General features: G+C 73.6%; 12 protein-coding genes. 5 read left to right on the forward strand and 7 right to left on the reverse strand.

Annotation, left to right across the window (positions count from 1 at the left end):
* Positions 1–8: 8 nt before the first annotated feature.
* On the reverse strand, positions 9–797 hold the full coding sequence (locus OOJ91_RS32385; protein WP_266251552.1) for a sporulation protein: 789 nt from the start codon (positions 795–797) through the stop codon (positions 9–11).
* Between the two features lie 233 nt (positions 798–1,030).
* Between OOJ91_RS32385 and sigB the strand changes: the two genes are divergently transcribed.
* Together sigB and OOJ91_RS32395 are read left to right on the forward strand one after the other, a co-directional pair.
* On the forward strand, positions 1,031–2,047 hold the full coding sequence (gene sigB, locus OOJ91_RS32390) for an RNA polymerase sigma factor SigB (RefSeq protein ID WP_439117150.1): 1,017 nt from the start codon (positions 1,031–1,033) through the stop codon (positions 2,045–2,047).
* A gap of 109 nt (positions 2,048–2,156) precedes the next feature.
* A complete protein-coding gene (locus OOJ91_RS32395) occupies positions 2,157–2,564 on the forward strand; it encodes a VOC family protein (RefSeq protein ID WP_266251076.1) in 408 nt (135 codons plus the stop codon).
* A gap of 10 nt (positions 2,565–2,574) precedes the next feature.
* Here OOJ91_RS32395 and OOJ91_RS32400 read toward each other — a convergent pair whose 3' ends face one another.
* Genes OOJ91_RS32400 through OOJ91_RS32410 form a run of 3 tightly spaced genes read right to left on the reverse strand, consistent with a single transcriptional unit; the run spans position 2,575 to position 7,247 of the window.
* On the reverse strand, positions 2,575–5,130 hold the full coding sequence (locus OOJ91_RS32400; protein WP_266251079.1) for a bifunctional acetate--CoA ligase family protein/GNAT family N-acetyltransferase: 2,556 nt from the start codon (positions 5,128–5,130) through the stop codon (positions 2,575–2,577).
* Between the two features lie 26 nt (positions 5,131–5,156).
* Positions 5,157–6,338 (reverse strand): acetoin utilization protein AcuC, encoded by a 1,182-nt coding sequence (locus OOJ91_RS32405; protein ID WP_266251081.1) that lies wholly within the window; start codon positions 6,336–6,338, stop codon positions 5,157–5,159.
* A gap of 48 nt (positions 6,339–6,386) precedes the next feature.
* Entirely contained in the window at positions 6,387–7,247 is an 861-nt protein-coding gene (locus OOJ91_RS32410; RefSeq protein ID WP_266251083.1) for a sulfurtransferase, read from the reverse strand.
* A gap of 100 nt (positions 7,248–7,347) precedes the next feature.
* Between OOJ91_RS32410 and OOJ91_RS32415 the strand changes: the two genes are divergently transcribed.
* Positions 7,348–8,037 carry a metal-dependent transcriptional regulator gene (locus OOJ91_RS32415; RefSeq protein ID WP_266251085.1) on the forward strand — a complete coding sequence of 230 codons (690 nt, stop codon included), beginning with the start codon at positions 7,348–7,350 and terminating at the stop codon, positions 8,035–8,037.
* 19 nt (positions 8,038–8,056) lie between these two features.
* On the opposite strand, the gene OOJ91_RS32420 is transcribed toward OOJ91_RS32415, so the two are convergent.
* Both OOJ91_RS32420 and OOJ91_RS32425 read right to left on the reverse strand, forming a co-directional pair.
* Positions 8,057–8,605: a hypothetical protein gene (locus OOJ91_RS32420; RefSeq protein WP_266251087.1), complete on the reverse strand. Its 549-nt coding sequence runs from the start codon at positions 8,603–8,605 to the stop codon at positions 8,057–8,059.
* A gap of 92 nt (positions 8,606–8,697) precedes the next feature.
* A complete protein-coding gene (locus tag OOJ91_RS32425; protein WP_266251088.1) occupies positions 8,698–8,958 on the reverse strand; it encodes a DUF5522 domain-containing protein in 261 nt (86 codons plus the stop codon).
* A 119-nt stretch (positions 8,959–9,077) separates the two neighbouring features.
* Between OOJ91_RS32425 and OOJ91_RS32430 the strand changes: the two genes are divergently transcribed.
* Entirely contained in the window at positions 9,078–10,355 is a 1,278-nt protein-coding gene (locus OOJ91_RS32430) for an MFS transporter (protein ID WP_266251090.1), read from the forward strand.
* 51 nt (positions 10,356–10,406) lie between these two features.
* Positions 10,407–11,366: a MerR family transcriptional regulator gene (locus tag OOJ91_RS32435; protein ID WP_266251092.1), complete on the forward strand. Its 960-nt coding sequence runs from the start codon at positions 10,407–10,409 to the stop codon at positions 11,364–11,366.
* Here the strand turns inward: OOJ91_RS32435 and OOJ91_RS32440 are convergent.
* A complete protein-coding gene (locus OOJ91_RS32440; protein ID WP_266251094.1) occupies positions 11,342–12,277 on the reverse strand; it encodes a DUF2332 domain-containing protein in 936 nt (311 codons plus the stop codon). The two genes, OOJ91_RS32435 and OOJ91_RS32440, sit on opposite strands and share 25 nt — an antisense overlap.
* Positions 12,278–12,322: the final 45 nt, after the last annotated feature.

Consider the following 12,322-nt stretch of genomic DNA (forward strand, 5'->3'; position numbering starts at 1 on the left):
GGGGCCGGTTAGGGGAAGGGGTCTCGGCGGGATAGGGATCCGCGGAGCCAGGTGTCCAGTTCGGCGGTCCAGTCGGTGGTGTCTGCGGTGGCGTGCTCGACGGTGAACCGGCCGAAGGCGTCCCGGCCCTCGGTGAAGACGCCGCCGCGCTTGTCGACCTCCAGCACCACCTGCATCTGTCGCGCGTCGGCGATGAAGGTGATCTCCAACTGGTTGATCGACCCGGCGTACTGCGGCGCCGGGCTGAACTCGATCTCCTGGTAGAACGGCAACGTCTGCCGTACGCCGTAGAGGTGCCCACGCTCCACGTCGGCGCGCGCGAAGCGGAAGCCCAGCCGCAGCAACGCCTCAAGCAGCCGCTCCTGCGTGGGCAACGGGTGCACCACCACGGCGTCCAGGTCGCTCGTGTCGACGGCGCGCGCGACCTCCAGCTCGGTCCGCAGGCCCATCGTCATGCCGTGCAGGTGCTGCCCGTACAGCTCGGTGACGGGTGTCTCCCAGGGCACGTCGAAGCGGAACGGAAGATCGTGGCGCTGCCCCGGCTCCAACCGGAACGCGCCGGTGATCCGCTGGCGGTGGAACTCCTGAGTGGTGTCGTAGTCGTTGTCGCCGCTCTCCACCTCGACCCGGGTGACCAGGCCGAGCGTGACGTGCTCGATGTCTACCTGATGGTCCCCGCCGAGCACCTGGATGCGGCCCTCCAACTGCCCGCCGGGCCGGCAGTTCGGGTTGGCGAGCACCGTCTCGACCGACGGGCCGCCGACCCCCATCGCCTTCATGAGCCGCTTGAAGACCACACAGTCCTCCATCGTCGGACCACGCCGACCCGGGTCGGCCGACCTGCCCGCAACGTAGCCGGGCGGCGCACGCAACCGCCGGGACGACACACCGCGGCAACGATCCGGCCGGATTCCTGTCGGGTGCCCGATCGCCTCACTCCCGTTTCACGCCCCGCCCGCCAAGCTGTGTGTCACACCGGCACCACTGAGCCGGAGACGCGGCACAGACGTGGACACGGGGAGAGACAGAGATGGTCCTGCAGATGACGGAACACCGGACGCGCCCGGGCACCAGCACCGAGACCAACAAGCCCGCCGAGGCCCTCACCGACCTTGACGCCACCGACGAGCGCGGTATCTCCACCGACCTGGTCCGGGCGTACCTGAACGGGATCGGCCGGACGAAGCTGCTCAGCGCGGCGCAGGAGGTCGACCTGGCCCGCCGGATCGAGGCCGGCCTGTTCGCCGACGAGAAGCTCGCCACCTGCACCCCCGTCTCCGAGGAGCTGCGGGCCGACCTCGAGCTGATCGTCGCCGAGGGCCGCGCCGCCAAGGACCACCTGCTGGAGGCGAACCTGCGGCTGGTGGTCAGCATCGCCAAGCGCTACACGGGACGTGGGATGGCCTTCCTCGACCTGATCCAGGAGGGCAACCTGGGCCTCATCCGGGCTGTGGAGAAGTTCGACTACGCCAAGGGTTACAAGTTCTCCACGTACGCGACCTGGTGGATCCGGCAGGCGATCACCCGCGCCATGGCCGACCAGGCCCGCACCATCCGCATTCCCGTGCACATGGTCGAGCAGGTCAACCGGATGGTCCGGTCCCGCCGCGAACTGGCGGTGACGCTGGGCCGCGAGCCCACTGTCGCCGAGGTCGCCCGCGCCCTGGACATCTCCGAGTTCCAGGTCATCGAGCTGATCTCGTACGACCGCGAGCCGGTCAGCCTGGACCAGGCCGTCGGCGACGACGGCGAGAGCGCGCTCGGTGACTTCGTGGCCTCGGTGGACCCGCGCACCGACCCGGGCGAGGGCGCCGCGCAGGGCGAACTGCGCAACGAGGTAAGCATCGTGCTGTCCACGCTGTCGCAGCGGGAGCAGGCGGTCATCCGGCTCCGGTTCGGGCTGGACGACGGCCGGCAGCGCACCCTGGACGAGGTCGGCCGGGAGTTCGGCCTGTCCCGTGAGCGCATCCGGCAGATCGAGAAGGTGACGTTGCTGAAGCTGCGCGCTCCGGAGCGGGCGCAGCGCCTGGAGGCGTACGCCTGCTGACGCGACCGGACGCGCAGGGAAGGCTCCGGCGGTTCGCCGGGGCCTTCACTGCTGTCGAGGTGCTTGACTGTGGCACCGATCGGCTGCGTGACGACGCGAGGAGAGTGCCATGAACTGGACGTTGGAAGTGGTGATCGTGCCGGTCTCCGATGTGGACCGGGCGAAGACGTTCTACGCCGACCAGATCGGCTTCGCCGTCGACCATGACACGGTGATCAGCGAGGACGTGCGCCTCGTCCAGCTGACGCCGCCCGGCTCCGGCTGCTCGATCGTGATCGGCACGGGCGTGGTCCCGGAGATGCCGCCGGGTTCGCTCCGGGGCCTGCAACTGGTGGTGCCCGACCTGAAGCGGGCCCACGCGGAGCTCGTCGAGCGTGGCGTGGAGGTCAGCGACATCCAGGTGCTGGGCCAGAACCCGCGGCCGACGCCGGACCCGCTGGACAACGTCGGCTTCGTCTTCTTCGCCGACCCGGACGGCAACACCTGGGGCGTCCAGCAGATCTCCAGCCGCGCCTGACCGGTCACGCTCACAGACGCCGGGGGCCGGTGTCCGGGCGGGCGGCCACGCCGCCGACCCGCACCTCGGCGTGCAGGACGGAGATGCCGTCCGGGCGGGCGAGGACCGGGTTGAGTGTCAACGAGCGCACCCGGGGCTGGTCGTCGGCGAGCTGACCGACCCGCAGCAGCAGGTCGGCCAGGGCCGCCCGGTCCACCGGCGCCGCGCCCCGGTGCCCCCGCAACAGCGGTGCCGCCCGGGGCTCGTCGACAAGCTCGGCGGCGTCGGTGTCGGTCAGCGGCACCGCCCGCCAGGCCCGATCGCCAAGCAGCTCGGTGGCGACCCCGCCGAGGCCGAAGCCGACGACCGGCCCGAACGCCGGATCTTCCACCACCTCCACCACGCAGGCCACGCCCGGTGGGACCATCGGCTGCACCAACACGTCCGCGCCGAAGCCGGCGGCCATCTCGACGTACGCGCGGCGGACGCTCGCCTCGTCGGGCAGGTCGAGGCGGACCGCGCCCAGGTCGAGCCGGTGCCGCAGCCCCGCGGCGGCGGCCTTGAGGGCCACCGGAAAACCCACCCGGGCCGCCGCGTCGACCGCCGCGTCAATCGAGCCCACGGGCACCGACGCGACGGTCTCGATGCCGTACGCGGCCAGCAGCGCCTCCGCGTCGGCGCTGTCGGCGCGCAGCGCGGCCGCTGCGGCGTCCCGGTCGATCCCTGGCAGGTCGGGGGCGACACCCGGAGGACGGCGCAGCCACTCGGCGTACCGGTGCGCCCGGGCGAGGGCCCGGACGGCCTCCTCCACACCGCCGTACGCGGGCACCCCGGCCGGCAACCGACCGACCAGGAACGTCGCCACGGTCGGCTTGCCCAGGGCGAGGGCGGCCGGCAGCGCGGCGGTGACGTCGGCGTCCACCTCGGTGCGTTGGCCGGGCAGCGGCGGGGCGAAGACCACGACGAGGGCGTCCACCCGGTCGTCGCCGGCCGTCTCGGCGAGGGCGGCGGCGAACTCGCCCGCGCCGGCGCTCGGCGCGACGTCGCGCGGATAGCCCTCGGCGACGGTCAGTCCCTGCCCCACACAGGCCGTGGCGGCCAGGCCGGTAAGCGCCGACGAGTTGCCGACCACGCCGATCCGGCCGCCGGTGGGCAGCGGCTGGTTGGCCAGCAACACCCCCACGTCGAGCAGCTCCGGCACGGTGTCGACCCGGATCACCCCGGACTGGGCGAAGAGCGCTGCCACCGCCACCTCGTCCGGGCCTGCGGTGTCGCCCACACCGGACGGGCGGGCCGGTGAGGCGAGCGCGACGACCGGTTTCGCGCGGCCGATCCGCCGGGCCAGGCGGGCGAACTTGCGCGGATTGCCGAACGTCTCCAGGTACAACATGATCACGTCGGTGCCGGGGTCGTCCTGCCAGTACTGCAGGAGGTCGTTGCCGGAGACGTCGGCCCGGTTGCCCGCCGACACGAAGCTGGACAGCCCGAGGCCACGCCGGTCCGCCTCGGCGAGCAGCGCCACCCCGAACGCGCCGGACTGGCTGAAGATGCCGACCCGCCCGGCCGGCGGCAGCGCCGGGGCGAGGGTGGCGTTGAGGCGTACCGCCGGGTCGGTGTTCGCCACGCCCAGGCAGTTCGGGCCGATCACGCGCATCCCGGCGGCGTGCGCCGCGCGGACCAGCGCACGCTGCGTGGCCGCGCCCTCCGGGCCGGCCTCGGCGAAGCCGGCCGAGATCACGACCAGGCCGTGCACCCCGGCGGCGGCCGCGTCGGCGACCACCGCGGTCGCCGCCTCCGGCGGGACCGCCACCACCGCCAGGTCCACAGCGACCCCGGCGTCGACGGCGCGGGGGTACGCGGGCAGCCCCGCCACCGTCGACGCGCTCGGATGCACGGGCACCACGGCTCCCGTGAACCCGCCGTCGCGCAGGTGCCCGAGGACCGCCGCGCCGACGCCCTGGCCGGTGCCGCTCGCCCCGTAGACGGCGATGCCGCGCGGGGCGAGCAGCCGGGCGATCGAGCGGGCCTCGGTGCGGTGCTCCCGGCCGCGCTGCACCTCCAGGGTCGTCTCCGTCGGGGCGATCGGGAAGCTCAGGTGCACCACACCGTCGGCGTACGCGCGCTGCACCTGGTAGCCGAAGTCGGAGAAGACCCGCAGCATCGTCCCGTTGGCCGGCAGCACCTCGGCGACGAAACTCATGATGCCGTTGCGCCGCGCGGCGTCGGCCAGGTGTTCCATCAGCACCGAGCCGATGCCCCGACCCTGGAAGGCGTCCTCGACCACGAAGGCGACCTCCGCCTCCGGCGCCTGCGGCCCGAGCCGTTCGTACCGGCCGACCGCGACGAGCAGGTCCCCGGCCAGCACCACGAACGCCTCCCGGTCGTGGTGGTCGACAGTGACGAACCGGACCAGATCCCGCTGCGGGATGCGCGGGTACGGCGAGAAGTAACGCAGGTAGCGGGTGCGCTCGGAGAACCGGCTGTGCATCGCCACGACCGCCGGCGCGTCGTCCGGGCTGATCGCTCGCAGCTGGACGGTGCTGCCGTCGCTGAGCAGCACGTCCACCGGCTGGTCCACTGTCGTCACCGGCGTGGTCCTCCCCCGGCCCGGCCCTAGTCCCGGGGGTCGTACGGGTCGAGCCCGAGCAGCGGGAAGACGGCCTTGCGGGTCGCCGCGATCGCCCGGTCCACCGCGTTCGGCTCGCCCGTCGGCTGCCACGGCTCGTACGACGGGTCCGCGTCGTCGGTCATCCGCAGCGGAATCTCCCGGCCCGGTCGACGGGCCGCGGCCAGCTCCCGCCAGGCCGGCGGGGTGAGCGTCGCCGGGGCGATCGGGTCGCCGGTCGCCACGGCCAGCAGGTGGCTCCAGGCTCGGGGCACCACCTCGACGAGCGCGTACCCACCGCCGCCGGTGGCCACCCAGCGGCCCTCGCACAACTCGTCGGCGAGCGCCCGCATCGCCAGGTAGGTGGCGCGCTGCCCGTCCACAGTCAGGTTCAGGTCGGCGAGGGGATCCAGCCGGTGTCCGTCCGCGCCGCACTGGCTCACCAGCACCTGCGGTCGGAACGCGCGCAGCACCGACGGCACGATCGCGTGGAACGCCCGCTGCCAACCGGTGTCGTCGACGCCGGGCGGCAGGGGCATGTTCACCGCGCTGCCCTGCGCGCCCGGCCCACCCGTCTCGTCCGGGAAGCCGGTGCCGGGAAAGAGCGCGAGTGGCGTCTCGTGCAGGCTGACCGTGAGCACCCGGGGGTCGTCCCAGAAGACCTCCTGCACCCCGTCGCCGTGGTGCACGTCCACGTCGACGTACGCGATCCGCTCCGCGCCCAGGTCGAGCAGGCGGGCGATGGCCACCGCCGGATCGTTGTAGACGCAGAAGCCGGACGCGCGGGCGGGCATCGCGTGGTGCAGCCCGCCGGCCACGTTCACGGCCCGGAGGGCGTCACCACGCCACACTGCCTCCGCGGCGGCAACTGTCGCGCCGGTGATCAGGGCGCTGGCCTCGTGCATCCCCTCGAAGACCGGGTTGTCGGAGGTGCCCAGCCCGTACCCGGCGAACAGCGGGTCACGCGGCGCGGCCCGCACCGCGGCCAGGTACGCCGGGTGGTGCACGCGGGTGAGCAGGGCGTCGTCGGCGGGCTCCGGCGTGACCACGCGTACCCCGGGACGGTCCAGGATGCCCAGCTCCTGGGCGAGCGCGACGGTCAGCTCCACCCGGACCGGGTCGAGCGGATGGTCACCCATGTTGTAGGCGAGCAGCGAGGGGTCCCACACCACCACCGTGTCGTCGGACATGAGCCCATCGTCGCACGAGGACCGTCGGCAACCCGTCGCACGCGCTGGTCAGCGGCCCGGTGTCGGCCCCGAGGCGACCGGCCGTGCCGGGTCGGCGACCCAGTTGCTCCACGAACCCACGTAGAGCGCGGCGTCCGTGCGACCGGCCAGGTGCAGCGCGAGGACCGCCTGCGCGGCGGTCACCCCGGAGCCGCAGTAAGCCCCGACCGCCCGCGCCCCGGTCGCGCCGACCGCGGCGAACCGCTCGCGCAGGACGTCGGCGGCCGGGAAACGCCCGTCGGCGCCCACGTACTCGCCTGCGGGCAGGTTGGCCGCACCGGGCACGTGACCGGCGACCGGGTCGATCGGCTCGACGTCGCCTGCGTAGCGGGGCGCCGCGCGCACGTCGAGCAGCACTGCGTCGTCGGCGGCAGCCAGCACGGCGGCCTGCCCGGCGTCCAGCACCGGAAGATCACCGGGGCGCACCTCGACGTCGCCGTCGACCGGGACGGGCGCGGTGGTGGAGACCTGTCGTCCGGCGGCGACCCAGGCCGGGAAGCCGCCGTGCAGCAGGCGCACCGGCCGGTGCCCGGCCCAGCGCAACGTCCACCAGGCGCGCGCGGCGGCCAGGCCGTCACCGCCGTCGTACACCACAACTGGGTGACCTGCGCGGACGCCGGCCGCCCGCAGCGCGGCCCGCAGCGCGCCCGGGTCGGGCAGCGGGTGCCGGCCGCCGGCGCCGGGCGGCCCGCACAGCGCGGTGTCCAGGTCGACGAAGACCGCGCCGGGCAGGTGGCCGGCGAGGTAGTCGTCGTGGCCGGGCGGGCCGGTGAGCCGCCAGCGGACGTCGAGCAGGGTGGGCGGGTCGGCGTGGTCGAGTTCGGCGGCGAGCCGATCGACTTCGACAAGCAGCTCCTCGGTACCGGACATGGCGACCATCCAACACCATCCGGGTCGGCAGCACGCGGTTCGGCGGCGGTCACCGGCCGCGCCGCGGGGTAGCATCGTGCACCGGAGGGCCGCTGACGTTATGAAGTCTCACGACCTGGTCGACACGACCGAGATGTATCTGCGCACCATCCTCGAGTTGGAGGAGGAGGGGGTGCCGCCGCTGCGTGCCCGGATCGCCGAACGGCTGCAGCAGAGCGGCCCCACAGTGAGCCAGACCGTCGCCCGGATGGAGCGCGACGGCCTCCTCACCGTCGAGGGCGACAGGCACCTGACGCTCACCGCGCTCGGCAGGGGCAGCGCCGTCTCGGTGATGCGCAAGCACCGCCTCGCCGAGCTGCTGCTCGTCAATGTCATCGGGATGCCCTACGAGGAGGCCCACGAGGAGGCCTGCCGCTGGGAGCACGTGATGAGCGACGCGGTGGAGAAGCGGGTGTACGACCTGCTCAACCGGCCGACCCGCTCCCCGTACGGCAACCCGATCCCGGGTCTTCAGGAGCTGGGCTCGGCCGAGGCGGAGACCACCGCGGCCGCCGAGGGCGAGCGCAACCTGGCCTTCCCCGGCCTCTCCGGGCCCGTCGTGGTGCGGCGGATCTGCGAGAGCGTGCAGAAGGACGCCGACGTGCTGCGCCAGTTGCACGCCGCAGGTGTCGACCCGGGCGCCACGGTGACCGTGGCCCAGGAGCGCGACGGGGTGTCGATCGACCGCTCCGGTGACCGGGTGCGCCTGCCCCGCGAGGTCGCCTCCCGGGTCTTCGTCGCCGCCAACTGACGCACCGCACACCCGGGCGTCACAGCGCCCGGGTGTCCACCTTCTTGGCCAGCGCGACCAGGCCCGTGGCCAGCTTCTCGGCGGCCGCGCGGTCGGCGTCACGGGCACCCGTCCAGGCCAGCGTGGCGAGGCGTCCGTCGGGGGCCAGCCAGCCGACCTCGGCGACCGGCCCGTGCCCGCCGGTCGCGGCTGTGGTACGCCGGTACGCCTGCTGACCCAGGCCGGTGACCTTCGCCGCCTTGTCGGGCGCCACGTCCGCGCCGAAGGTCGCCTTGTCGATTGTGGTCTCGGACACACTGAGCATCAGCTCCGGGAGCGCCGCGCTCTCGTCCCGGACCACGCAGGTGTGCGTGTCACCTCGCTCGCTGGCCGCCGCCACGTCGAAGCGCACCTTGACGAGCTGCTCGATCACCACGAAGTCCAGCAGTCGGCAGGCGCCCCCCGAGGAGGCCGCCGACACGTCCAGGGCGACAGGCGCCGGCGGCGGCACCGCCACCGGCTCGGCCTCGGCGGCACAGCCGCTCACCAGCAGGCCCGCCAGCCCGGCGACCACGATCCGCCCGCGCACGCTCCACCCTCTCGCCGACCGACGGCGGAAGGGGCCCGCCGGATGTCCGTCGGAAACCGTACGGGGTGTCCGGGTCGGGCGGAAGTCCTCGTTCACGCCTGTTCCGTCGGTGGATCGTCCACGTACGGGCAGTGGCGGCAGCCGCGTCCGCAGCACGTGCCGCGGCGGGCCAGGAAACCGGCGCTGAGCACGAACAGCCCCGTCGCCGGGTCGAGGTAGCCGGCTTCCCCGGCCGCCAACGCGGCGGCGTGCGCGGCGAGGATCCGGGCCCGCTCGGGGTGCTCGGGCGGCAGCCGGGACGGGTGCGGCTCGGTGAGCGGCCGATCCGCCAGGGGTCGTCGCTCTCCACTCACCCGCAGAAGTCTAGGGAGGGCCTCGGCCGGCGGAAATGCGGTGCCGGCTGGGTGACGCCCCCGATAGAGTCCGCGGGCCGCCGGCCGGCGGCGCTTTCCCGCACGGACAGGCGACGACGGTGAGTCAGCAGGTGGAGCAGTCTCCGGCGGTCACCGCTGGGGCGACCCCGTCGCTCTGGCGCAGCCGGAACTTCCTGCTGCTCTGGGGCGGTCAGACGGTAAGCGAGCTGGGCACCCGGATCACGAACGTGGCGGTGCCGCTGCTCGCCGCCGACACCCTGCACGCCAGCGTGTTCCAGATCTCCCTGCTCACCGTCCTGGCCTGGCTGCCGTACCTGCTGTTCTCGCTGCCGGCGGGCATCGTCGCCGACCGGCTCGACAAGCGGCGGCTGATGATCGCGTGCGACCTGGGTCGGGCCGCGCTCCTGCTGTCCCTGCCGGTGGCCGCGCTGGTCGGCCACCTCACCCTGCCCTTCCTGTACGCGGTGGTCGGGCTGGGCGGCGTGCTCACCGTGCTGTTCACCGTGGCGTACAAGACCCTGCTGCCCCGACTGGTGCCTGCGGACCTGCTGGTGGACGGCAACGCCAAGCTGACCATCAGCCAGGACGCCGCCGAACTGGTCGGCCCGACTGTCAGCGGCGCGCTGATCGGGCTGGTCGGCGCCGCCCGCACCTTCCTGGCCAACGGGTTCGCCTTCCTGGTCAGCGCGCTGACGCTGATCCTGATCCGGCAGCCACCGGTACGCCGCGAGCCGCCGCCCCGCGTACCCCTGCGGGTGGAGCTGACCGACGGGCTCGGCTTCATCAGGCGGCAGCCGATCCTGGTCAGCATCCTGGCCTGCACGACGTGGTCGAACTTCTGGGTGATAGCGTCCGCCTCGATCGAGGTGACGTTCCTGGTGCGGGAGCTGCACGCCGCGCCGGTGCAGGTGGGTCTGGTCTTCTCGGTAAGCGCCGTCGGCGGGCTGGTGGTGGGGGTGCTGGCCACCCGGCTGTCGGCCTGGCTCGGCTCGGCCCGGGTGATCTGGGTGGCGATGACCGTGCCGGGCCCGTTCTATCTGCTGATGCCGTTGGCCCGACCCGGTTGGGGACTGCTGCTCTACGGATTCGGGCTGGCCGCGTTCTCGGCCAACGCGGTGCTGTTCAACGTGGCCGCGATGTCGTACCGGCAGCGGATCACCCCGCCGGCGATCCTCGGCCGGGTCAACGCCGCGTTCCTCTGGATCTGCCTCGGGGTGGTCCCGCTCGGCGCGCTGACCGGCGGCGCGCTCGGCACGGCGCTGGGGCTGCGCGGCGCGCTCTGGGTGTGCGTGCTGGGCACCTGGGCGGCGTGCCTGTTCGTGGTCTGCTCGCCGCTACGACGAATGCGGGACACGCCGCCGCAGGTTTCGTCGTAGGGTCCGGCCGGTGCTTGAGTCTCCACCGGGGGGAGACGGCAGGGTGGGGACATGGACGGCGAAACGCGGTACACGATCGGTGACCTGGCCCGGCAAAGCGGCCTGAGCGTCAAGACCATCAGGTACTACGCCGACAGCGGGATCGTGCCGCCTACCGATCGGAGCCCGGCCGGCCACCGGCGGTACGGCCCGGACGCCGTCGCCCGACTGGAACTCGTCCGGACGTTGCGCGACCTGGGCGTGGACCTGGCGTCCATCCGGCGGGTGGTGGACCGCGAAGTGCCTCTGCACGAGGTGGCAGCCGCGCACGCGGAGGCGCTGGCGGTGCAGATCCGTGTGCTGCGGCTGCGCCGGGCGGTGCTGACCGTGGCGGCGCAGCGCGGGTCGGGCCCGGCGGAGGTGGACGACCTGCACCGGCTGGCCCAGCTCACCGCCCGGGAACGGAAGCATCTGGTGGATGACTTCCTGGACAGCGTCTTCACGGGCGACCCGCCGACGTACCCGGGTGTGATCGTCTCGATGACGCCGGAACTGCCCGACGACCCGACCACCGAGCAGGTACAGGCGTGGCTGGAGCTGGCCGAGCTGTGCCGGGACGCCACCTTCCGGGCGAGCATGCGGCGGCTGGCGCGGCAGCACGCCGCCGACCACGACGTGCCCGGGCCGCCCCGCCCGGACGCCGTCGCGATCGTCCGGGACGGGGTGGCGGACGCCCTGGCGGCCGGTCTCGATCCGACCGGCCCCGAGGCCGAGCCGGTGGTCGCGGCGGTCACCAGCCGGTACGCGCGACTGCACCACCTCCCCGACGACGCCGCCCTGCGCCGTCGGCTGCTGGACCGGCTGACCCTGGCGAACGACAGCCGCCGGGACCGTTACCTCGACCTGCTGTCGGTGCTCAACGGTTGGGCGACGGGTGGCGGGGTGACGCCGTCGGTGGACTGGTTCGGCCGCGCGCTGCGCGCCCGGCTGCCGGCGAGGGCCTGCTCTCAGCCGAACCAGCTCATCGCCTGACCATGGCCCCGGGTCCACGCCAGCGGCTTGCCGTCGAGCGCGAGGACGTTGTGCAGCGCCGCGTCCGGCGGGTCGGGCAGCCCGTCGTAGGGCAGCACCTCCGGGGCCTCGTTCGCGATCCAGTGCCCCGGCAGCTCACGCACCAGCCGGACGAACGCCTCCCGACGCGCGACGGGCACCTGGTAGAGCACCGAGGTGTGGAAGACGACAAGCGTCGCATCGGCCGGCGCCCGCGCGGCAAGCGCCGGCAGGTCGTCCACCAGGTCGCCGCGGACCAGCAGCGGCGGATCGGCCGCGGCGACCGCCGCCGCCTGGTGCAGCCGGGCCCGCCGGTGCGCGTGCTCGGGCCAGATCAGGGCGTCCAACCAGGACACGTCGCCGGGGTCGGTCACGTCGAGCGGGTTCAGGTCCAGGCCGGCCCGCCACACCACCTGGGGTACGCGTGCCGGCGGCACCAACCCGCTGGCCACGCAGTCGAGCACCGGCGTGCCTTCGCCGACCTCGTGCTCGCCGTAGCGGTAGGCGTACCGGTCGGGATAGAGGCAGAGCCCTGCCGACGCGCCGACCTCCAGCAGGGCGAGGGGCTGCGGCAGCGCGGCGAGCACGGGCAGCAGGACCGCGCACCGGCCGGCCTCGTTCGTCTGGGTTGCCCTTCTTCGCAACTCCGCCTCGATGACCGGCCAGTGCGCCACCGTGTAGTCGTGGAAGGCGACCGGGTCGTCGACCGGCCCGCCCAGCCAGCGCACGACGCCGAACAGCAGGTTGGGTTGGCGCTTGCCGGGCGGGAGCGTGTCGAGCAGGGCGAGCAGGTCGCCGTCGTGGGCGACGGCGTGGGACAGCCGCTCGTACGTCGGTGAGACGCCGCGCGCCTCGCGGGTGCCGAACTCGACGTACGCCTCAGTGGTTGTCATGCCCCGATCGTCGCAACGTTCTGCCGAGTTTTCAGCCCCGCGGCT

The organism is Micromonospora lupini (genome assembly GCF_026342015.1).
Lineage (GTDB): Bacteria > Actinomycetota > Actinomycetes > Mycobacteriales > Micromonosporaceae > Micromonospora > Micromonospora lupini_B.

What these genes read in the sequence shown, in the direction of transcription:
- OOJ91_RS32405 (WP_266251081.1), bottom strand. Translation starts at nt 6,338, where the DNA reads ATGTCCGACGACACGGTGGTGGTGTGGGACCCCTCGCTGCTCGCCTAC.
- sigB (WP_439117150.1), top strand. Translation starts at nt 1,031, where the DNA reads ATGGTCCTGCAGATGACGGAACACCGGACGCGCCCGGGCACCAGCACC.
- OOJ91_RS32435 (WP_266251092.1), top strand. Translation starts at nt 10,407, where the DNA reads ATGGACGGCGAAACGCGGTACACGATCGGTGACCTGGCCCGGCAAAGC.
- OOJ91_RS32440 (WP_266251094.1), bottom strand. Translation starts at nt 12,277, where the DNA reads ATGACAACCACTGAGGCGTACGTCGAGTTCGGCACCCGCGAGGCGCGC.
- OOJ91_RS32395 (WP_266251076.1), top strand. Translation starts at nt 2,157, where the DNA reads ATGAACTGGACGTTGGAAGTGGTGATCGTGCCGGTCTCCGATGTGGAC.
- OOJ91_RS32410 (WP_266251083.1), bottom strand. Translation starts at nt 7,247, where the DNA reads ATGTCCGGTACCGAGGAGCTGCTTGTCGAAGTCGATCGGCTCGCCGCC.
- OOJ91_RS32415 (WP_266251085.1), top strand. Translation starts at nt 7,348, where the DNA reads ATGAAGTCTCACGACCTGGTCGACACGACCGAGATGTATCTGCGCACC.